Origin of the sequence: Aquabacterium sp. NJ1 (assembly GCF_000768065.1) — a bacterium.
Taxonomy (GTDB): domain Bacteria; phylum Pseudomonadota; class Gammaproteobacteria; order Burkholderiales; family Burkholderiaceae_C; genus Aquabacterium.
Genome location: NZ_JRKM01000001.1, coordinates 411818 through 430757, shown reverse-complemented (window position 1 = coordinate 430757; position 18940 = coordinate 411818). Strand labels below are relative to the sequence as shown.

The following is an 18940-nucleotide window of genomic DNA, read 5'->3' as shown; positions in this document are numbered from 1 at the left end:
CCTCGGCAAAGAGGCGTTAGGCTAGAGGGCTATGGCCCAATACTTCGAAGTTCACCCTGAACACCCCCAGCCCCGCTTGCTCAAGCAGGCGGTGGACATCCTGCACCGCGGCGGCCTGGTGGCCCTGCCCACCGACTCCAGCTACGCACTCGTGTGCCATCTGGACGACAAGGCCGCGGTGGACCAGCTTCGCCGTGTCCGCGGCATCGATGAGCGGCAACACCTGAGCCTGCTGTGCCGGGATCTGTCCGAGTTGGCCAATTACGCCCGCGTCGACAACAGCCAGTACCGGCTGCTGAAGCTGGGCACACCTGGCCCTTACACCTTCATCCTGGAAGCCACGAAAGAGGTGCCTCGCCGAGTGTCGCACCCTTCGCGCCGCACCATTGGCCTGCGCGTGCCCGATCACAGGGTCACACAGGCCTTGCTCGAGTTGATGGGCCAGCCCCTGATCGCCAGCACGCTGATCCTGCCGGGGCAGACCGAGGCCCTCAACGACGCGGGCGAAATCCGCGATGCATTGCAAAAGCAGATCCAGGGCGTGGTGGACGCGGGTGCCTGCCATCAGGAGCCCACGACCGTCATCGACCTCAGTCAGGGCGGGGCAGAGGTGATCCGTCAGGGGCGCGGCGACGTGTCGGCGCTGGGGCTGGATTGAGCCTGTTCTGCCACGCGCTCGGATGACTTGAGGGCTTGCGCGAGCCACACCGGGTCAAAGCCGAGGTTCCAGCGCGTGCCGACGCGGATGAGTGGCGTACCAGGGGCCCCATGCGCATCGAAGGTGGCTCGGCAAGCGCCATCTTGCTCGACATCGCATTCGTCCCAGGGGATGTCATGCGCCTTGAGCCAGGTTCTGGCTTTGGCGCAGTAGAAACAGCTCACGGTGCTATACATCGTGATGCGCTGCCCTGGCAGATGCGCCTTGATCTGATCGGCCGCCTGCTTGTCGCGCCACCAGGCCAGGCCTTGCATGAGGCCCACCACCGCCAGCACCAGCACCACCAGGCTGGCCAGCGAGCCGCGCCGGTTGCGTGGGTGTTTGCTCATTTCACTGCCCGGCTGGTGGGGCCGCCTTCTGGCCCAGCTTGCTTTCCTGCCCGGCCAGCAGCTTGCGGATATTGGCTTCGTGGCGCCAGATCAGCAGCGCGCTCATCACGATCACGCCAACGGTCATGGCGCTGAAGCCCCAGCCTTGCAACTGGATGATGGGGGCGGCGATGGACGCGGTCAGCGCGGCCAGCGAGGAATAGCGGAACACTACGGCCATGCCCAGCCACACCAGCAGTACCAGGCCCCCAAGAGCCGGCGCAAAGCCCAGCAGCACACCGGCGGCCGTGGCCACGCCCTTGCCGCCTTCGAACTTGAAGAACACCGGCCACAAATGGCCAATGAAGGCGCCCAGGCCCACGGCGGTGATCGTGACGGTGTCCAGGCCCAGGTGCTGTGCGATCACCACAGGGAAGTAGCCCTTGAGCGCATCAAACAGCAGCGTCAGGATGGCCGCGGCTTTGTTGCCTGAGCGCAGCACATTGGTCGCGCCCGGGTTGCCCGAGCCATAGCTGCGAGGGTCGGCCAGGCCGAACAAGCGGCTCACGATGACGGCAAACGACAGCGAGCCGATCAGGTAGGCGACAACGGCACCGATGGCGGCAAGCAGTTTGGGGTCCAGGCTGGAGAGGTTCATGCGAGAAAAGCGTGTACTTTGTAAACGAGCTTGTAAGCGGGCGTGTCGCCGACAGGGCGCAAGTGTAGTGGCTTCGGTACGGTGCCCGCTTCGCCGGGGTTTGTCCCATGCTGAGCCACGCTATCCTGTGCGGACAATCCCGGGATCTTGTTTGCGTCCCGTTAATTGCTGGCAGGTAAGTCACCCATGATCTCATACGAAAACCCCAAGCTCTGGCAGCGCTCATGGGTTCTGGCCATGGCGCTGGGCGGTGGCGTGGGCGTGGGCGCGTGGTGGTGGCAGACCCATGCTGCCGCACAGATCGATGAGCCTGTGGCCGAGAGCAAGGCAGCGGTGCCTGCCAAGCCTGATGCGGCCAAAGCGGGGCCGAAGATCGATTCCGCTTTGCTGGTGGCTCCCCAGGTGATGGAAGACGGTCGCCCCTCTGATTTCACGCCCGAAGACTGGGTCGCGCTGAAAGAAGCCATGTCCAGGACGGCCAACCCGCGCAGCGAGCTGGAGCGCGTCGTCAAGTACCTGCGTTTCCAGAAAGGTTTCGAGCAGTGGCAAAGCCTGCAGGACAGCCCGGACGTGACCACGCGGCATCAACTCGCGCGGCGTTTGCTGGAGCAGATCCCCGATCGTCTCAAGCAGGCCGAGCTGACCATGGGCGAAGCCCTGATGCTCGAATCTGCCTTGTGGACGGATCTGGAGCCCAACGAAGAATTGCGCAAACAGAAGCTGGAGCAGGCTCAAGCCGCACTGAATGGTGCGGCGCCTCAACCAGAAGCCGAGCAGCAGGCCCGCGACGCCGCGCTTCAGAAGGAATACAAGCGCCGCGAGGCCGCCATCCTGGCTGACTTTCAAGCCAAGCCGGAAAACCAGCGCGATCAGGTCAAGCTGGAGCAGGCGCTGGAGTCGGCGCGCGTGTCGGTGTACGGCCGAAAGAATTGATCTGCCTTGTGACGTCCAGGCGACGGGGAGGTCGATAAAATCCCCCCGTTCATGACCCAAGCGACCGATCACCCCCTCAAACCCATCTGGAGCCTGCTGGCTGCCGCCGCCTTGCTGGGCGTGCTGTGGTGGCATGCGGCCGTGCTGGCCCCGTTCGTGATCAGCCTGGTCCTGGCCTATGCGCTGCACCCGGCGGTCGACAAGCTGGTGGCGTGGCGCTGGCCTCGGTCGCTGGCCGTGTCAGCCTGCTTGCTGCTGCTGGCCCTGGTGGTCGGGACGCTGCTGGTGCTGCTCGTGCCCATCGTGTCCCAGCTGGCGCCGGCGCTGCGCGACCAATTGCCCGACCTTCTGGCGGCCATCTGGGGCAAGCTGACGCCCTGGCTGGCGCAATGGGGCCTCAAGCTGCCCACCACGGTGGACGCGCTCAAGGGTGAGCTGGTCAAGCTGGTTCAGAGCCATGCCACACAATGGAGCGGCACACTCTGGACTTCCCTCCTGATTGGTGGCAGCAGCATCATGACCCTGGTCGGGCTGGCGGTGCTCCTGCCCATGCTGGCTTTTTACTGGCTGCTGGACTGGTACCCCTTGACGGGCCACTTCCGTTCCTTGCTGCCCGCCCGGTGGCGCCCCCTGGCACACGAAGTCATGGCCGAGTGCGACGACCTGCTGGGGCAATACCTGCGTGGCCAGGCGCTGGTCATGCTGATTCTGGCGGCGTACTACAGCGTCGGTCTGAGCCTGTTTGGCTTCAATCTGGCCTTGCCGATTGGCGTGTTCACCGGCCTGGCCATCTGCATTCCTTACCTGGGCTATGGGGTGGGGCTGGTGCTGGCCATTCTGGCTGGCCTCCTGCAATTTGGCGTGGCCACACCGCAGGCCACTTCGCCGCTCCTGGCCGTGGCGGTGGTGTACGGCTTTGGCCAGGTGATCGAGAGCTTCTTCCTCACGCCTCGCCTGGTGGGGGAACGCATCGGCCTGCACCCCTTGGGTGTGATCCTGGCGCTGATGCTGTTTGGCCGGTGGATGGGTTTCTGGGGGGTGGTCATTGCCTTGCCCATGGCGGCCTTCCTGACCTTGCTGGGGCGGCGCTTATTGCATGCCTACCAGGGCAGCCGCTTCTTTCTGGCGCAGTAGGTGCTGATGTGACGACTCTGGAAGCCGTGGCAGACCGCACGGAACAACGCGCCACCCCCATGCGCCAGATCCCGCTGGACCTGGGGCCGGCTGTCATGCAGGGCCTGGATGACTTCATCGTCGGTGGCAACGAGCCCCTGCTGAACTGGCTGCGCGCTTGGCCGCATGTCGAGGGCGCGCTGTCGCCCGCCTACATCTGGGGCGCTGCCGGTGCAGGCAAGACACATCTCTTGCGCGCGATGGTCGAGCGCGCCTTGGCCATGGGCTTTGGCGCCATCTGGCTCAATGCACAGACCTGCCAGATGTGGGATGCCGAAGATCCGATGATGCCCACGCTGGCCGTGATCGACGAATGCGACAGCCTGGGTGAGGACCACCAGCATCTGGCCTTCAACCTGTTCATCGAATCCGCCAGCTCGCTGGCAGCACAAGCCAGCGGGCAGCTTGAAGAGCGAGGCAGCGGCCCTTTGTTGATCCTGGCCGCCGGTGCCGTGCCTGCGGTGGATCTGCCCGTGCGCGATGACCTGCGCACCCGCCTGGGCTGGGGCCTGACTTTTGCCTTGGCCTCGCTGGACGAAGCCGGCCTGCGCGCCGCCTTGCAGCACGAAGCCTCACGCCGAGGTATCGCGTTGGGTGAGGGTGTGGTGAGCTACCTGCTGACCCGCTACAGCCGTGATCTGGGCTTCCTGATGGGCCTGCTGGACCGGCTGGACCGCTTCGCCCTGGCGGAACACCGCGAGGTCACCGTGCCCCTGTTGAAACAAATGCTGGCCCTGGAGACCGCATGAACCTCTGTCTGTTTGATCTGGACCACACCTTGTTGCCGCTGGACTCCGACCACGAGTTCGGCGAGTTCCTGATTCGCCAGGGCCTGGCTGATGCGGTCGAGTACCGTCGGCGCAACGACGGTTTCTACCAGCAGTATTGCGATGGCACCCTGGTGCTGGGCGAGTACATCCAGTTCACCACCAGCATCTGGCGGCAGCTCGATCCCGCAGGCCAGCTGGCACTGCAGCAGGCTTTCATGGATGACGTGATCCTGCCGGCCATGCAGCCGCAAGCCATCGAGCTGGTGGAGCAGCATCGTGCGCAGGGCGACCTGATCGCCATCGTCACGGCCACCAACGAGTTCGTCACCCGCCCCATCGCCGATGCCTTCAAGGTGCCCGAGTTGCTGGCCGTCCGGCTGGCCAGGGATGCCCAGGGGCGTGTCACGGGTGACATTGACGGCGTGCCCTCCTTCCGAGAGGGCAAAATCACACGTGTGGAACAATGGCTGGCCGATCGGGGACGGCAGCTGGGCGATTTCGATCGCGTCAGCTTCTACAGTGACTCCCCTAACGACCTGCCCCTGCTGGAGCGCGCCAACGACCCGGTGGCCACCAATCCCAGCCCTGCGCTGGAAGCCGTCGCCCAAGAGCGTGGCTGGCGCATTCTTCGACTGTTTGCATGATCAAAAGCCTGATAGACAAGATCCTGGGCAAGACCCCGGCCAAAAAGCGCACGAGCACCGCAGGCGGGCGTTCGGCCAAAGCGCCGCGTATCCCGACCGGCAAGCGCGTGGAGGTACCCGCCAGCGAGCACGGCATCGACCTGTCCCTGGTGGACGACCGTGCCCGCAAGGTGGTGGAGACCTTGCAGGATGCCGGTTACGAGGCCTACATCGTGGGCGGCGCCGTCCGTGACCTGATCCTCGGGCATCGCCCCAAGGACTTCGACGTGGCCACCAACGCCACGCCCGAGCAGGTCAAGGGCCTGTTCCGCCGCGCCTTCATCATTGGTCGGCGCTTCCGCATCGTCCACGTGGTGTACGGCCGAGGCCGCGAGCACGAGGTGATCGAGGTTTCGACCTTCCGCGCCTACCTGGACGCCGACGCGGCCGAGCAGGTGGCGGGCAATGAAAAGACCTCCCGCAAGGAGCTGGCCGACAAGACCCACGTGGTGGATGCCAGTGGCCGCGTGCTGCGCGATAACGTCTGGGGTCCGCAGGACCAGGATGCCGCCCGCCGCGACTTCACCGTCAACGCCATGTACTACGACCCGCACACCGGCGTGGTGGTGGACTACCATGGTGGCATCAAGGACGCCAAGAAGCGCGTCTTGCGCATGATCGGTGACCCGGAGACCCGCTATCGCGAAGACCCGGTGCGCATCATCCGTGTGGTGCGTTTCGCGGCCAAGCTGGGTTTCGAGATCGAGCCCAAGACGCGCGAGCCGCTGCAGAACATGGCCGAGTTGCTGGCCAACGTGCCGCAGTCGCGCCTGTTTGACGAGATGATCAAGCTGCTGCAGACCGGCCACGCCAGCGCATCGCTGGAGCAATTGCGCAAGCAAGGCCTGGATCGCGGCGTGTTCCCGATCCTGGATGCCGTGTTCGACGAGGCGCGTCGCCACCCGGGGCGCGACCAGTTCGTGCAACTGGCCCTGGCCGACACGGATCGCCGCGTGTCTGAAGGCAAGCCCGTGGCGCCCAGCTTCCTGCTGGCTTGCCTGTTGTGGCACGACGTGCTGGAGCACTGGAAGCGCAACCAGGCGCAGGGCGAGCCGCCGTTCCCCGCGCTGCAATCGGCCACGGACGCCGTGTTCGACGCCCGCATCGGCGACATCTCTGGCCGAGGCAAGCTGGCCGCCGACATGCGCGAGATCTGGACCATGCAGCCGCGCTTTGACCGCCGCTCCGGCAATGGCCCGCTGACCCTGGTCGAGCAGCCGCGCTTCCGTGCTGGTTTCGACTTCCTGCGTCTGCGTGCCGCCGCAGGCGAGGCCGACCCCGAGCTGGCCAAGTGGTGGGAAGACTTCTCCCTGGCTGACAACAACGAACGCCGCGACCTCATGGACGTGGCCCGTCAGCAGGACACGGCCAAGCGCCAGGCCCGTGTGGCCTCGGGCGACAACGAGCCTGCGGGCGCCGGTGACGCCCCTGCCAAGAAACGCCGCCGTCGCCGCCGCAAGCCGGCAGGTGAGGGTGGTGGCGCCTCGGCCCCGACGGGTGGGGACTCGGATTGAGCATGGGCCCGAGCCAGCCTGCGTTGCCGTCGCTTGTGCCGGCCTTGTCGGCGGTGCCCAGGCAGCGCGTCTTCATCGGCCTGGGGGGCAATCTGGGCGATGTGCAGGTGCGCCTTCGCGCCGCCGTGGCAGGCCTGCAGGGCTTGCCGGGTACCCGAGTCGAGGCGGTGTCCTCGCTGTACCGCACCCGCCCGGTTGAATCCTCCGGCCCGGATTACCTCAACGCCGTGGTGGCGCTGCAGTCTTGCCTGGGGCCACGCGAGCTGTTGCGTGCCTTGCAGGCGCTGGAACTGGCCCACGACCGGGAGCGCCCTTATCAGAACGCCCCCCGCACGCTCGATCTGGACTTGCTGGACTACGGTGCCTGTCACTGCCAGGGCCCTTTACTGGTCTTGCCGCACCCGCGCATGATGGCGCGTGCCTTCGTGCTGGAGCCTTTGGCCGAGGTCCTGGCCAGCCTGGGTGATCCCGCAGGCCCGACGCTGCCGGATGCCGCCACGCGTCAAAAACTGGCCCAAAGCCAGGGCATCGAGCGGCTGGCATCGCCCGATTGGGCTGTTTGAGCGCGCCTAAACCTGTCTGACCCTGGCGGATTAGCGCCGATTCGGGCAGATTTCCAGCCAAAATGGCTTGCGCACTGGAATATTGATCAAAACCGGGGTAGAATCTCAGGCTTTGTTGGTGGGGCTTCGTTGCGTGTTTGCAAAGAAGTCCACCGGTGGTGAAACTTTCGGGTTTCAGCCAGCGAGCGTTTTGAGCAGCGCCGTGCACACCGAGACCGGTCAACCCGTTTTCGTCCGCGAATTCCGGACGTGGAACACGGGAGCGGGCCCAGACCCTGGTGGCTACGAGCAGACCCCTTGCGGGTTTTGTGCAGCAAACTTGAAGCAATCAACCGGTGGCCATGCGGCAGCCCTGTGAATGCATTCAATCTGAAAGCGAATCTGTAATGACGACCATCCGTGTCAAGGAAAACGAGCCGTTCGACGTGGCCCTGCGCCGCTTCAAGCGCACCATTGAAAAGCTGGGCCTGCTGACCGAACTGCGCGCTCGCGAGTTCTACGAAAAGCCCACCGCTGAACGCAAGCGCAAGAAGGCTGCCGCCGTCAAGCGCCACTACAAGCGCGTGCGCAGCATGCAGCTGCCCAAGAAGCTGTACTGATTCGCTTCTTGCTGTCTCACCCGCACCATGCGCTGATCGCGCTGTAGCCGGGTCGGCACCAAAGCCCGCGCGGGGACGCCCATGCGGGCTTTTGCTTTTTCCTGACACCTTTTTGACCGAGCTGACACCATGAGCCTCAAAGAACGCATCACCGAAGACATGAAGAACGCCATGCGCGCCAAGGAAGCCGAGCGCCTGGGCACCATCCGCATGCTGCTGGCCGCGATGAAGCAAAAGGAAGTCGATGAGCGCGTGGAGCTGGACGACACCCTGATCGTGGCCATCGTCGACAAGCTGATCAAGCAGCGCAAGGACGCGGCGCAGCAGTACGAAGCCGGTGGCCGCCAGGACCTGGCTGACAAGGAAAAGTCCGAGATCGTGGTGCTGGAGGCCTACCTGCCCAAGCGTTTGAGCGCCGATGAGGTCACCGCGGCCGTCAAGGCCATCGTGGCCGAACTGGGTGCATCCGGCCCTGGTGACATGGGCAAGGTCATGGGCGCCGTCAAGCAGCGCTTGGCTGGTCAGGCGGACATGGGCCTGGTCTCGGCCGCCGTGAAGGCCGCGCTGGCCGGTTGATCTCGGTTCATCACGTTGTTTGCGTGATACTTCCCCATCCATCAAACAGGGTCCACCATGAGCAATTCCGTGTCGCTGCAGCCCATTGCTGAAGATGTTTACGCTGCCCCCCAACTGACGCCCGAAGCCATGGCTTCTGCCGCTGAAGCAGGGTTCAAGGCCGTGATCAACAACCGCCCCGACATGGAAGGTGGCCCCGATCAGCCCACCAGCGCCGCCATCGAGGCTGCGGCCAAGGCCGCAGGCCTGGCTTATGCCCACTTGCCGGTGCAGGGCGGCTACCAGTCGCCTGAAGAGATCGCCCAGTGCGCGGCCTTGCTCAAGAGCCTGCCACGCCCGCTGCTGATGTTCTGCCGCAGTGGTGCGCGTTCGACCAGGCTGTACATGCAGGCCGTGGCCCTCGGCGAATAAGGGCGCTTCGATGCAAAGCTACATCCGCTTGATGGATGCGGTGTCGCGCTGGTGCGGCGTGTTCGCATCCTGGGCCTTGCTGGCCGCCTGCCTGATCAGTGCGGGCAACGCCTCGCTGCGCTATGCCTTCAGCATCGGCTCCAACGCCTGGCTGGAGGTGCAGTGGTACCTCTTTGGCATGGCGGTGTTTGCCGGGGCACCCATGCTGCTTCGTCTCAACGAGCACGTGCGTGTGGATGTGGTCTACGGCGGGCTCAAACCACGCACCAAGGCCTGGATCGACCTGCTGGGCATTGCGTTGGTGCTGTTGCCCATGTGCGCCATCGTTGTGCACATGGCTTGGCCGTTCGTGCTGGAGGCCTATGCCGAGCACGAAACCTCGCCCAGTGCCGGCGGCCTGATCCGCTGGCCGATCAAGCTGGCGATCCCGCTGGGCTTCGGGCTGGTCGGCCTGCAAGGGCTGGCGGAACTGTTCAAACGCATCGGATTCTTGCGCGGTACGTCCAACCTCGATCTGCACTACGAGAGGCCGCTGCAATGATCGAGATGCAACATCTGGCGCCGATCATGTTCGGCTCGCTGGTGCTGGCCATGCTGGTTGGCTTTCCGGTGGCTTTCACCCTGGGTGGCCTGGGGCTGGGCTTTGGCTACTACGCGGTGTCGCAAGGCTTCTTCCCTGAAGCCTTCATGTCCAACCTGCCGTTGCGCTTGTTTGGCATCGTGTCCAACGAGCTGCTGCTGTCGATCCCCTTCTTCACCTTCATGGGCGCCATCCTGGAGCGCTGTGGCCTGGCGGAAGACCTGCTGGAAGGCACGGGCCAGTTGTTCGGCAGCAAGCCGGGGGGGCTGGGCTTTGCCGTGATCATCGTGGGCGCCATCCTGGGTGCCATCACCGGCACGGTGGCCGCCAGCGTGATCGCCATGGGCGTCATCTCCTTGCCCGTGATGATGCGCAACGGCTACAACATGCGCTATGCCACGGGTGTGATCGCCGCTTCCGGCACCATCACGCAGCTCATTCCGCCTTCCCTGGTGCTGGTGATCCTGGCAGACCAGTTGGGCCGCTCCGTGGGCGACATGTACCGCGGCGCCATCGGCCCGTCCATCTTGCAGACCGGCATCTTCCTGCTCTACACCCTGGGTGTGGCGATCCTGAAGCCGCAATGGGTGCCGCCCTTGCCTGAAGAGGCTCGCACCGAGCGAGGCTGGGCCCTGGTCAAGCGCGTGATGTGGGGCATGCTGCCTTCGGTCGTGCTGATCTTCCTGGTGCTGGGCACGCTGTTCATGGGGCTGGCCACGCCCACCGAGGCAGGGGCACTGGGTGCCGTGGGCGGCATGGTGCTGGCCGCCCTGCACAAGCGCCTGACCCCCAAGCTGATCTGGCAGGCCATGGACTCGACCATGCGCGTCACTGCCATGGTGATCTTCATCCTGCTGGGCTCCAGTGTGTTCTCGCTGGTGTTCCAGGGCGTGGACGGCAGCAAGTGGATCGAGCACATGCTCACCAGCCTGCCAGGCGGCGCGGTGGGCTTCCTGATCGTGGTGAACCTCTTCGTGTTCTTCCTGGCCTTTTTCCTGGATTTCTTCGAGATCGCCTTCATCATCGTGCCGTTGCTGGCACCTGTGGCTGACAAGCTGGGCATCAACCTGGTCTGGTTCGGCGTGCTGCTGTGCGTGAACATGCAGACCAGTTTCATGCACCCGCCCTTCGGTTTTGCGCTGTTCTACCTGCGTGGCATCGCCGACCAGATCTACAAGAACGGCGCCATCGAGCGGCCCATCCTGTCCAAGGACATCTACCTGGGCGCCATTCCCTGGGTGCTGATGCAACTGGCGCTGGTGGCCGTGGTGATCTTCTGGCCGGGCTCGGTTACCTACTGGCTCGACAAGGAGCAGAACGTCAACGTGGACGACGTCAAGATCGAGATGAAGATCGAGGACATGGCTGCACCGGATGACGCCGCCTCTGCAGCCAGCGCTGCGGACGGGGCGGCAACGCCTGAAGCGGCGCCCTCCATGCCCGCACCCGATGAGCCCGCCGAAGAGGATCCGACCAAGGCCGTCAAGGATGCGGTGGAGGCGGCTGGCACGCACTGATCAAGTCGTGCCAACTCCTGCTGTCAGCGCGCCTCGACGGCGTCGTCGTCACCAATGAAAAGGCCTCCACGCGGGAGGCCTTTTCATATCTGGGGCGTGGTGTCCGGTGCCTGGGCGGGCAGGTGGTGGCGGCCCCGGTGCATCCACCAGCGCCACGGGGCGCCAATGAGCGGGTGAGCGGCCAGCCGCGCACCTTGTGTCGGGTTGCCTTTGAAGTGGGCCCAGATGCTGGCCAGCAGCAACAAGATGGCAGGCAAGCGTGCAACGAAGGCGTTGCCCAGGCTCAGGACCAGGCAGATCACGCTGACGGTGCGCCAGGTGCGCTGCAGCGCGTGTTCGCCCCAGTCATGGTGCGCGTGCAGGGCACGCAGAGGCAGGATGCCGTGCTGCCGACGGTGGTGGCCGGCGCCGTGGCGCGCGGAGAGGGGGGCAAAACTCATGGAGGCTGTCCTGACACGGGGATAGGCTGCCCCGGGTAAATCGACCGGTTGCATGCCCTACTTGAGCATGTACCGTGCCTGTGGACATTGTCCAAGGACAAGCGCCATAGAAAAAGGGCCCGCAGGCCCTTTTTTGGTGATGGATTACCCGCGGGTCACAGCTTGGCGGCCTGCATGTAGCGGTCAAACGTGGCTTCGGTGAAGCGGAACCACAGGTTCTGGTCGCCCCGGAACTTGGCGTAATCGGCATAGACCTTGCGCCAGTTGGGGTTCTTCTCGCTCAGCTCGCTGTAAATGTCCATCGAGGCCTTGAACGAGGCGTCCATGACCGTCTTGGGGAATTGCACCAGCTGGGTCTTGGCGGCCACCAGTTGCTTGAGCGCCAAGGGGTTGCGGGCGTCGTAGCGCGCCTGCATCTCGATATGCGCCTGCGAAGAAGCCGCTTCGATCATGGCCTTGTATTCGGCGCTCAGGCCGTCATAGGCCTTCTGGTTGATGAAGAAGTCCAGCTGCGGGCCACCTTCCCACCAGCCTGGGAAGTGGTAGTAGGGCGCCACTTTGTGGAAGCCCAGCTTCTGGTCGTCATACGGGCCAACCCACTCGGCCGCATCGATCGTGCCTTTTTCCAGGGCCTGGTAGATCTCGCCGCCAGGGATGTTCTGGGGCACGGCACCCAGGCGCGCGATGACCTTGCCGGCAAAGCCCCCGATGCGCATCTTCAGGCCCTTCATGTCTTCGACAGACTTGATGGGTTTGCGGAACCAGCCACCCATCTGGGCACCGGTGTTGCCGCCCGGGAAGCTGATGATGTTGTACTTGGCGTAGAACTCGCGCATCAGCTTGAGGCCGTTGCCTTCGTACATCCAGGCGGTCATCTGGCGCGAGTTCAGGCCGAAGGGGATGGCGCAGCCGATCGCGAAGGTCTCGTCCTTGCCCACGAAGTAATAGGGCGCGGTGTGGGCCATCTCGACCGTGCCGTTCTGCACGCCATCGACCACGCCGAACGGGGGCATCAATTCGCCACCTGCATGCACGGAGATCTGGAACTTGCCGCCCGACATCTCGCTCATCTTCTTGGCGAAGACATCAGCGGCGCCAAAGATGGTGTCCAACGACTTGGGGAAGCTGGAGGCCAGGCGCCAGCGGATGGTGGTTTGCGCGTGGACGATGGCGGGGGCTGCGCCGGCAGCCAGCACGCCTGCCAGACCTGCGTGGTTGATGAAGGAACGACGTTGCATGTAGGGGCTCCTGAGCGTCTGCTGGGGGTGAACGGCTGGATTCTAGGAGTGCGAGCGCGTAGGAAAACGGCCGCCAACGCAGGGCTTACCCGGTTGCGGCCGTCTTAGGGGGATGAACGGGGGCGAAACGTGAGGCAGGCGTGGCGTCGCACCAACGTGACCCCAACGTGTCAAGCCCGGCTGAAAGCTCAGTGCCCGGCGATCTTCATTTTCTCGATCAGCACCGAGCCGATGGTCTTGCTGCCGTAGGTGTAGGCATCGGCGCCCACGGCCACGATCTGCTTGAACATCTCGCCCAGGTGGCCTGCGATGGTGATCTCGTGCACCGGGTACTGGATGACCCCGTTCTCGACCCAGTAGCCGGCTGCGCCGCGCGAGTAATCGCCGGTCACGTAGTTCACGCCCTGGCCCATCAGCTCGGTCACGAACAGGCCGGTGCCCAGTTTCTTGAGCATGGCCTTGAGGTTGTCCTTCGGGTCGGTGAGGCGGCTGTGCAGCACGAGGTTCTGCGAGCCACCAGCATGGCCGGTCGTGCGCATGCCCAGCTTGCGGGCCGAGTAGCTCGACAGGAAGTAGCCTTGCACCACACCGTTCTTCACCACCTGGCGCTTGCGCGTGAGCACGCCTTCGTCGTCGAACGGTGCGCTGCCTTTGGCCTTGAGGATGTGTGGGTCTTCCGTGATGCTGATGTGCTTGGGGAAGACGGGCTTGCCCAGGCTGTCGAGCAGGAAGGTGGCCTTGCGGTACAGGCTGCCACCGCTGGTCGCTTGCACATAGGCGCCCAGCAGGCCGGCGGCCAAGGTGTTTTCGAACAGCACGGGCACTTCGCAGGTGGCGATCTTGCGGGATTTCAATCGCGCGAGTGCGCGCTCGGCGGCGTAGCGGCCCACGGCTTCGGGGCGGGCCATGTCGCGGGCGTCGCGCTCGGACGTGTACCAGAAGTCGCGCTGCATGTCGTTGCCACGGCCCGCGATGGGCGACACCGACAGTGAGTGGCGCGAACTGGCGTAACCGCCACGGAAGCCACGGCTGTTGCCGGCCCAGAAATGCGATTGTTGTGCCGACACGCCGCCGCCTTCGGAATTGGTGATGCGTGGGTCCACCACCATGGCGGCGTCCTCGCAGCGGCGCGCCAGTTCGGCGGCGGCCTCGGCATCAATCGCCCAGGGGTGGAACAGATCCAGATCCTTCTTGGCGGCACGGCCCAGCGCGAGGTCTTCCACGTCCGGCAGGCCGGCAGCGGGGTCTTCAGCGGTGTAGCGGGCGATGTCGTAAGCGGCGCGCACCGTCTGCTCCAGCGCCTGGGGCGAAAAGTCAGAGGTGCTGGCGTTGCCGCGGCGCTGGCCCACATACACGGACACGCCGATGCTCTTGTCGCGGTTGCGCTCGACGTTTTCCAGCTTGCCCTTGCGCACGGAGACCGACAGGCCAGCGCCTTCGGACACCTCGGCGGCTGCATCGGTGGCGCCCAGTTTCTTGGCGATGGCCAGGGTGTCTTCGATCAGCTGCTGGAACTGCTCTCGGCTGTAGGCAAAGCCGGAATTGGTTTCAGCATGTGATTTGCCCGCGCTTTGAGACGTGGACTTTGGAGCGATCTTTGATTTTTGGGCGGCCATGTTCTGGTTGCTTTGAGAGTGCCCCCGTATCATAGCGAGGACATGAATCCGAACCATATTGATCAAGACTCGGGGTTTGACCCTGAAGACGACGCGCCACACGGCGCTGCCTACGGCTACACCAAGCCCAGTAAGAGCATGCTCAAGCGCGAAAGCGCGGATCTGCAGGATCTGGGCAAGCAGTTGCTGGAGTTGCCTGACAGCCGCCTGAAAGACCTCGACATGCCCGAGCGCCTGCGCGACGCGCTGGACGCCTGGAAGAAGACCAAGTCTTTTGAAGGCAAACGGCGCCAGCTGCAATTTATCGGCAAGGTGATGCGCGAGGTGGATGCCGCCCCCCTGCGCGAGGCCGTGGCCGCCTTCCAGCTGGGCCATGCCCGCAACGCCCTGGCTTTGCACCAGGCCGAGCGCTGGCGTGCCGAACTGTTGGCCGAGGACGACAAGGAAGCCGTGACGCGTTGGGCCGACACCTATCCCGGCACGGACCTTCAGCAGCTGCGCACGCTGATCCGCAACGCGCGCAAGGATGCCGCCCTGGTGCCCGAGAAGCGCAGCGGCCGCGCCTACCGCGAGTTGTTCCAGTACATCAAGCAGACGATGGAAAGCCAGGCGGCCGTGCCTGTCACGCGCACCCACGTCGATGACGACGCCGATCTGGAAGATTGAACATGGCCGAGACGAGTCACGCGTTTGAAGCTGTTCGCATTGGCGTGGTGTCCATCAGCGACCGCGCCAGCACCGGTGTCTATGAAGACAAGGGCCTGCCCGCCTTGCAGGACTGGCTGGGCAGGGCGGTGCGCAACCCGGTGACCTGGGTGCCGCGCCTGATTGCCGATGAGCGCGAACTGATCGCGCAAACGCTGCGCGAACTGGTGGATGTGGAAGGCTGCCACCTGGTGCTGACCACCGGCGGCACCGGGCCTGCGCCGCGGGACGTGACGCCCGAAGCCACGCTGGACGTGGCCGACAAGGAAATGCCGGGTTTTGGCGAGCAGATGCGCCAGATCAGCCTGCGCTTCGTGCCCACGGCCATCCTGTCTCGTCAGACCGCAGTGATCCGCAAGCAGGCCCTGATCCTGAACCTGCCTGGTCAGCCCAAGTCCATTGCCGAGACGCTCGAAGGCCTGCGCAATGCCGAAGGCCAATCCATCGTGCCGGGCATCTTTGCGGCCGTGCCGTATTGCATCGACCTGATCGGCGGGCCCTACATCGAGACCCATGCCGCGGTGTGCGACGCCTTCAGGCCGAAGTCCGCACGGCGGCCAGTTCCTGCTTGACCGCCTCGATGACCCGCTGACGGAACCACCGGTTGGTCGGGTCGTCATCCAGCGCGGCGTTCCAGTACAGGTGGGCGTCGAGCTGTGCCGCTGACAGCGGGAAGCTGTGCAGCGCGTTGTCAAAATGCTGGTTGGCCACCCGGGCGTATTGCTCGGGCATGGTCAGCAGCATGTCCGTCTGGCTGACCACACGGCAGCCGGCGAAGTAATGGCGGCAACGCAGGCCGATCTGCCGCCTCAGGCCCTGGCGGCTCAACTCGTAATCTTCCAGCCCCAGGCCTTGACGGCGTGCGGATACGAGCACGTGCGAGGCGTCCAGGTAGGTGTCCAGGCGCAAGGGGCCTTTGCCGATGACCGGGTGATCCGCCCGGGCCACCACCACCAGTTTGTCCAGCACCAGCCGGGTGTGGCTGACCTCTGCTGACACGGGCAAGGCGATGTCGACCGCCGCATCCACACGGCCTTGCCGCAGCGCGTCGGCGATGTCGTGGCGTTCCACCTGGATGCTGTTGACGCTGATGCCCGGCGCGTGCTGGCGAATGTGCGCCATCAGGCCGGGCAGGGTGAGGGATTCCAGGATGTCGCGCATGCCGATGGTGAACACGCGGTCTGATCGGGTGGGCTCGAAACCTTGCTGTGGGCCTTTGATGCCCGTTTGCAAGGTGTTCAAGGCCTGCCGCACCGATGCGGTCAAGGCACGTGCGTAAGGCGTGGGTAGCATGCGCCGGCCTTGCCGCGTGAACAGCGGGTCGCCCAAAGCCTCTCGCAGGCGGGCGAGGGCATGGCTGACCGCCGGTTGGCTCAGGTGCAGTTCACGCGCGGCGGCGGTGAGCGAGCCGGTCTGCACGATGACATCAAACACCAGGAACAGATTCAGGTCGATCTTGCTCAAATTCATCATGTGAATGTATCTGAATTCACATAATTCATTTGATTCATCCTTGGTGGGTTTCTACACTGGCGCGCATCGGCAAACACGCGACACACACATCCGCCAGAAAGAGAGCAGCCCATGGACTTCGGATACTCACCCCGTGCGAAGGAATACATCGAACGCGTCAAGGCTTTCATGCGCGACCACGTGATCCCCGCTGAAGAGGCGTACCACGCGCAGATGAGCGGCTCGCCCGACTGGCGGCAGTGGCGCCAGCCCGCCCTGATGGAAGACCTCAAGGCCAAGGCCAAGGCGGCCGGCTTGTGGAACCTGTTTCTGCCTGACCCTCACCATGGCGCCGGCCTGAAGGTCGTCGAGTACGCGGCCCTGGCTGAACTGATGGGCTACAACACCATGGCCGCCGAAGTATTCAACTGCAACGCACCTGACACCGGCAACATGGAAGTGCTGCACATGTACGGCTCGCCCGCGCAGCAGGACCGCTGGTTGAAGCCCTTGCTGGCCGGCGAGATCCGCTCGGCCTTCTGCATGACCGAGCCCGATGTGGCCTCGTCGGATGCGACCAATATGGAGGCCACTGCGGTGCCCGATGGCGACGAGGTGGTTGTCAATGGCCGCAAGTGGTTCAGCTCCGGCATCGGCCACCCCAACTGCAAGATCCTGATCTTCATGGGCCTGACAGACCCGACGGCCGAGCGCCACAAGCGCCACTCGATGATCCTGGTGCCGCTGGACACCCCCGGCGTGAAGATCGAGCGCATGCTGCCGGCCTTTGGTGTGTACGACGAGCCTTTTGGCCACGGCGAAGTCACCTTCGACCAGGTGCGGGTGCCCAAGGAAAACATCATTGCCGGCCTGGGCCGCGGCTTCGAGATTGCGCAGGGGCGCCTCGGCCCGGGGCGGATTCACCACTGCATGCGCGCCATCGGTGGCGCCGAGCGCGCGTTGGCGCTGATGTGCGAACGTGGTGACAAGCGCGTGGCCTTCGGCAAGACGCTCAACCAGCTTGGCGGCAATGTGGACGTGATCGCCAACGCGCGCATGGCCATCGAGCAGGCCCGCCTGCTGACTCTCAAGGCCGCCTGGATGATGGACACCGTGGGGGTAAAGGCCGCGATGAGCGAGATCTCGCAGATCAAGGTGGTTGCGCCTAATATGGCGCAGGTGGTGCTGGACGCGGCCATCCAGATGCACGGCGCGCAGGGCGTCACGCTGGACACGCCTTTGAGCACCCTGGCCGCCTATGTGCGCACGGTGCGCCTGGCCGACGGCCCCGATGAAGTGCACCGCAAGGTGGTGGCCAAGTTCGAGCTGGCGCGCCAGCGTGCGGCTCGCGGCGAGGCGTGAACCACCAGCCTCGTTGAAAAGACCAAATAGGAGACAAGCAAGATGAGCGAGAAGTTGATCGACGCCGCAGGCAAGGTGCGCGCCGGTGAGGAAGTGGACCTGGCGCGCGTGAGCGCCTACCTGCGCGCAGCCGGCATGGAGCTGCAAGGCGAGCCGCAACTCAAGCAGTTCCCGGGGGGCGCTTCCAACCTGACCTACCTGCTGAGCTACGACAACCGCGACCTCATCCTGCGCCGCCCCCCGTTTGGCCACATCGCCAAATCGGCCCACGACGTGGTGCGCGAGGCCCGCATCATGCAGATGCTCAAGCCCGTGTACCCGGCCGTGCCCAATGTGTACGCCATCTGCGAAGACGTGGAGGTGATTGGCGCGCCGTTCTATGTGATGGAGCGGCTGGTTGGCGTGATCCCGCGCCAGAACCTGCCTGAGGAGTTGGGCCTGGACGCGCCCAAGACCCGCCAGCTGTGCCTCAACGTGCTGGACAAGCTGATCGACCTGCACATGCTGGACGCCAAGGCCGCCGGCCTCGATACCCTGGGCAAGGGCGAAGGTTATGTGGCCCGCCAGATCGAAGGTTGGAGCAAGCGCTTCCGTGCCGCGCGCACCGAAGACGTGTCCGACTTCGAATCGGTGATGCAGTGGCTGGCCGACAAGCAGCCCAAGCAGGAAGTGGCCATCTGCCTGATCCACAACGACTTCCGTTTCGACAACGTGGTGCTGGACATCGCCGACCCGATGAAGGTGATCGGCGTGCTGGACTGGGAAATGGCCACGATGGGCGACCCGCTGATGGACCTGGGCAGCTCGCTGGCCTACTGGGTGCAGGCCGATGACGACGCCTTCATGCTGGGCTCACGCCGCCAGCCCACCAACGCACCCGGCATGCTGACGCGCCAGGAGGTCATCGACTACTACGCCCAGCGCACAGGCTGGAGCGTGGCCAACTTCGATTTCTACGAGGTGTACGGCCTGTTCCGCCTGGCCGGCATCGTTCAGCAGATCTACAAGCGCTTCAAGGAAGGCAACGCGCGCAACCCCGTGTTCGCCACCTTCGGCCCGTTTGCCAACTACCTCGGCCAGCGCTGCGAACGCATCATCGCCCAATCTTCTCTGTGACGCGTCTT

22 protein-coding genes are annotated in these 18940 nt (G+C 64.6%); 16 read left to right on the top strand and 6 right to left on the bottom strand.

The annotated features are described in order from the left end of the window. Nucleotides 1-31 precede the first annotated feature (31 nt). Nucleotides 32-658 carry an L-threonylcarbamoyladenylate synthase gene (locus JY96_RS01910; protein ID WP_035034496.1) on the top strand — a complete coding sequence of 209 codons (627 nt, stop codon included), beginning with the start codon at nucleotides 32-34 and terminating at the stop codon, nucleotides 656-658. On the opposite strand, the gene JY96_RS01905 is transcribed toward JY96_RS01910, so the two are convergent. Both JY96_RS01905 and plsY read right to left on the bottom strand, forming a co-directional pair. Next, nucleotides 619-1047, bottom strand: coding sequence for a glutaredoxin family protein (locus JY96_RS01905; protein ID WP_035034492.1), 429 nt, complete (start codon nucleotides 1045-1047; stop codon nucleotides 619-621). The two genes, JY96_RS01910 and JY96_RS01905, sit on opposite strands and share 40 nt — an antisense overlap. Nucleotide 1048: 1 nt before the next feature. After that, the gene (plsY, locus tag JY96_RS01900; RefSeq protein WP_035034491.1) at nucleotides 1049-1684 is read right to left on the bottom strand and encodes a glycerol-3-phosphate 1-O-acyltransferase PlsY; all 636 of its coding nucleotides are present in this window, start codon (nucleotides 1682-1684) and stop codon (nucleotides 1049-1051) included. Between the two features lie 186 nt (nucleotides 1685-1870). Between plsY and JY96_RS01895 the strand changes: the two genes are divergently transcribed. The 11 genes from JY96_RS01895 (at nucleotide 1871) to JY96_RS01845 (ending at nucleotide 11003) form a co-directional block, all read left to right on the top strand. Continuing rightward, the gene (locus JY96_RS01895) at nucleotides 1871-2617 is read left to right on the top strand and encodes a hypothetical protein (protein WP_035034489.1); all 747 of its coding nucleotides are present in this window, start codon (nucleotides 1871-1873) and stop codon (nucleotides 2615-2617) included. A 51-nt stretch (nucleotides 2618-2668) separates the two neighbouring features. Continuing rightward, complete coding sequence (locus JY96_RS01890) at nucleotides 2669-3751, top strand: AI-2E family transporter (protein WP_035034487.1); 1083 nt, start codon at nucleotides 2669-2671, stop codon at nucleotides 3749-3751. A gap of 8 nt (nucleotides 3752-3759) precedes the next feature. Beyond that, nucleotides 3760-4539 (top strand): hypothetical protein, encoded by a 780-nt coding sequence (locus JY96_RS01885; protein WP_052162036.1) that lies wholly within the window; start codon nucleotides 3760-3762, stop codon nucleotides 4537-4539. After that, on the top strand, nucleotides 4536-5204 hold the full coding sequence (locus JY96_RS01880) for an HAD family phosphatase (RefSeq protein WP_035034486.1): 669 nt from the start codon (nucleotides 4536-4538) through the stop codon (nucleotides 5202-5204). Before JY96_RS01885 ends, JY96_RS01880 begins: the two co-directional genes overlap by 4 nt. Continuing rightward, nucleotides 5201-6757: a polynucleotide adenylyltransferase PcnB gene (gene pcnB, locus JY96_RS01875; RefSeq protein WP_035034483.1), complete on the top strand. Its 1557-nt coding sequence runs from the start codon at nucleotides 5201-5203 to the stop codon at nucleotides 6755-6757. The genes JY96_RS01880 and pcnB overlap by 4 nt, the downstream gene beginning before the upstream one ends. A gap of 2 nt (nucleotides 6758-6759) precedes the next feature. After that, nucleotides 6760-7320 carry a 2-amino-4-hydroxy-6-hydroxymethyldihydropteridine diphosphokinase gene (folK, locus tag JY96_RS01870; protein ID WP_081960957.1) on the top strand — a complete coding sequence of 187 codons (561 nt, stop codon included), beginning with the start codon at nucleotides 6760-6762 and terminating at the stop codon, nucleotides 7318-7320. Between the two features lie 386 nt (nucleotides 7321-7706). After that, on the top strand, nucleotides 7707-7919 hold the full coding sequence (gene rpsU / locus JY96_RS01865; RefSeq protein WP_012346814.1) for a 30S ribosomal protein S21: 213 nt from the start codon (nucleotides 7707-7709) through the stop codon (nucleotides 7917-7919). Between the two features lie 129 nt (nucleotides 7920-8048). Beyond that, on the top strand, nucleotides 8049-8495 hold the full coding sequence (locus tag JY96_RS01860) for a GatB/YqeY domain-containing protein (RefSeq protein WP_035034480.1): 447 nt from the start codon (nucleotides 8049-8051) through the stop codon (nucleotides 8493-8495). Between the two features lie 57 nt (nucleotides 8496-8552). Beyond that, a complete protein-coding gene (locus JY96_RS01855) occupies nucleotides 8553-8906 on the top strand; it encodes a TIGR01244 family sulfur transferase (protein WP_035034477.1) in 354 nt (117 codons plus the stop codon). Nucleotides 8907-8916: 10 nt separating this feature from the next. Beyond that, nucleotides 8917-9447, top strand: coding sequence for a TRAP transporter small permease subunit (locus JY96_RS01850; RefSeq protein WP_035034474.1), 531 nt, complete (start codon nucleotides 8917-8919; stop codon nucleotides 9445-9447). Further along, nucleotides 9447-11003, top strand: coding sequence for a TRAP transporter large permease subunit (locus tag JY96_RS01845; RefSeq protein ID WP_035040777.1), 1557 nt, complete (start codon nucleotides 9447-9449; stop codon nucleotides 11001-11003). The genes JY96_RS01850 and JY96_RS01845 overlap by 1 nt, the downstream gene beginning before the upstream one ends. 83 nt (nucleotides 11004-11086) lie before the next feature. Here the strand turns inward: JY96_RS01845 and JY96_RS01840 are convergent, their stop codons facing one another. The 3 genes from JY96_RS01840 to pmbA all read right to left on the bottom strand — a co-directional run bounded on the left by JY96_RS01840 (nucleotide 11087) and on the right by pmbA (nucleotide 14297). Further along, nucleotides 11087-11443 (bottom strand): hypothetical protein, encoded by a 357-nt coding sequence (locus tag JY96_RS01840; RefSeq protein WP_035034471.1) that lies wholly within the window; start codon nucleotides 11441-11443, stop codon nucleotides 11087-11089. Nucleotides 11444-11598: 155 nt separating this feature from the next. Next, on the bottom strand, nucleotides 11599-12681 hold the full coding sequence (locus JY96_RS01835; protein ID WP_035034470.1) for a TRAP transporter substrate-binding protein: 1083 nt from the start codon (nucleotides 12679-12681) through the stop codon (nucleotides 11599-11601). A 188-nt stretch (nucleotides 12682-12869) separates the two neighbouring features. Further along, nucleotides 12870-14297, bottom strand: a complete 1428-nt coding sequence (gene pmbA, locus JY96_RS01830) for a metalloprotease PmbA (RefSeq protein WP_035034468.1) — start codon at nucleotides 14295-14297, stop codon at nucleotides 12870-12872. A 42-nt stretch (nucleotides 14298-14339) separates the two neighbouring features. On the opposite strand from pmbA, the gene yjgA reads away from it, so the two are divergent. Continuing rightward, nucleotides 14340-14963: a ribosome biogenesis factor YjgA gene (gene yjgA, locus JY96_RS01825; protein ID WP_052162035.1), complete on the top strand. Its 624-nt coding sequence runs from the start codon at nucleotides 14340-14342 to the stop codon at nucleotides 14961-14963. Between the two features lie 2 nt (nucleotides 14964-14965). Further along, nucleotides 14966-15574, top strand: a complete 609-nt coding sequence (gene mog / locus JY96_RS01820; protein WP_035034467.1) for a molybdopterin adenylyltransferase — start codon at nucleotides 14966-14968, stop codon at nucleotides 15572-15574. On the opposite strand, the gene JY96_RS01815 is transcribed toward mog, so the two are convergent. Continuing rightward, nucleotides 15537-16475: a LysR family transcriptional regulator gene (locus tag JY96_RS01815; protein WP_235333823.1), complete on the bottom strand. Its 939-nt coding sequence runs from the start codon at nucleotides 16473-16475 to the stop codon at nucleotides 15537-15539. The genes mog and JY96_RS01815 overlap by 38 nt on opposite strands. A gap of 111 nt (nucleotides 16476-16586) precedes the next feature. Here JY96_RS01815 and JY96_RS01810 point away from each other — a divergent pair, with 111 nt between their 5' ends. Beyond that, on the top strand, nucleotides 16587-17816 hold the full coding sequence (locus JY96_RS01810; protein WP_035034464.1) for an acyl-CoA dehydrogenase family protein: 1230 nt from the start codon (nucleotides 16587-16589) through the stop codon (nucleotides 17814-17816). Nucleotides 17817-17858: 42 nt separating this feature from the next. After that, nucleotides 17859-18932, top strand: coding sequence for a phosphotransferase family protein (locus tag JY96_RS01805; RefSeq protein WP_035034462.1), 1074 nt, complete (start codon nucleotides 17859-17861; stop codon nucleotides 18930-18932). Nucleotides 18933-18940: the final 8 nt, after the last annotated feature.